Origin of the sequence: Bacillus sp. AY2-1 (genome assembly GCF_008368965.1) — a bacterium.
GTDB classification, from domain to species: Bacteria; Bacillota; Bacilli; order Bacillales; family Bacillaceae_G; genus Bacillus_A; species Bacillus_A thuringiensis_S.
Window position 1 is genome coordinate 1 of record NZ_QPEL01000300.1, and the last position, 1521, is coordinate 1521.

Here is a 1521-nt window from a genome sequence, read left to right on the forward strand (position 1 = left end):
ATAACTATTCCTCAATTCTCAGTGTCTCTGTACTAAGTATATCGTACTTCAGAAAGACTGCAACACATTTATCTTTTTAATGTTGTACTTTTTTTACATATAAACATAGCCATTTCAGTATAGAACGAATCTACTTTATTATTTTTAAATGGAATATTAAAATATCCCTTCATTTCGTTTGGTGCTTTCATCATACATTCTGTTAATTTTTCGCGCTTTTGTACAGGGACATTCATCATATTACACCACCAGTCAAAATCAAACTTCTTATCAAAAGTAAGACATGACTGCATTTGCAAACCGTTTTTTTCTAATAAAGTAAGCCATTCTGTCTTTTTTAGAGCTCGTTCATGACTTGGGTCCCGCTTTTTTTCTATAAAATTATAAAATGTATCATATTCATTATTTTCTGGCGAAACATTATCTATTAAGATGAATAATCCATTATCCTCCAACGTACGATTTACTTCAAAAATAAATTGAGCCGGATTCGTAAAATGATGGGCTGCAATCCGGCATGTAATTGTATCAAAAAAATGGTCTGCAAATGGTAAATCCTCTGCGTTTCCTACTACAAAAGACACATTTCCATGACCATTCTGCTTTATAAAACCTTTTGCTTCTTCTAACATCTGTTCTGTTAAATCAAGTGCAACTACTTCTTCAAACATAGGTGCTAACATATTCGCAACATGTCCGCCACCAGTAGCAACATCAAGAAGACGATTATTATGGCGAGACGCAACTTGTTGAACTACATATTGTAAGTCCTGTCCTTTAGCATGTATTTTACTATTCACATACTTATCTGCATTACTGCCAAACTGTTTTTTCACAAGCTCTTCCTTACTCATTTTATCATCTTCTTTCTATTGTTATTTACATATACGATTCATATAATTATTACAATTCTCTTCATGTATTTTCAAATCCTCTTTTCATCTCACTTCTTATCAAGTTTACCTATAATCAAAATAATATAATTTTACGTTTTACTATTAAACAAAAAAGGCTACGGGAACTTGTCCCCTAACCTGACTAAATATTTACTACATTTTTATTTCTTCGTATATATCTATATAATATAAATCCTCTTTCAACTTCATAATAACATCTACTTCGTTATAAGTAGCCTCACGAGCATGTAAACCAAATTGATCCATACCAATCCATATCCACCCAGGTGTATGATATAAAACATCTAAGTTAAAATAATCTAATTTAGTAAGCTCCGATGTAATAAATTTATCTTTATTAGCGATTTGTTTATCTAGTAAACCATATTCTTTACCATTTTCAAATAGCGATATAACTTTCCCTACAATCGGATGTTCACGAACAATAAAATGATATTCCTTTTCCTCTACATTTGCCACAATCAAACGAGAAACAGATAAATCAGCCCCCGAATTCGACATATTTGTTTATTCACCTCCTTATATAGGTTTCTTCAATATAATAACAAATGAATATTCAAATTAAGTTAATATAATGTAAAAAATAAAAAGCTGACTTCCCTTT

General features: G+C 30.8%; 2 protein-coding genes. Both read right to left on the minus strand.

What is annotated here, in order from left to right; all coding sequences use genetic code 11:
* Nucleotides 1-68: 68 nt before the first annotated feature.
* Nucleotides 69-854: a class I SAM-dependent methyltransferase gene (locus DN403_RS30615; RefSeq protein ID WP_149186117.1), complete on the minus strand. Its 786-nt coding sequence runs from the start codon at nt 852-854 to the stop codon at nt 69-71.
* 195 nt (nt 855-1049) lie between these two features.
* On the minus strand, nt 1050-1418 hold the full coding sequence (locus DN403_RS30620; RefSeq protein WP_000071474.1) for a hypothetical protein: 369 nt from the start codon (nt 1416-1418) through the stop codon (nt 1050-1052).
* Nucleotides 1419-1521 lie beyond the last annotated feature (103 nt).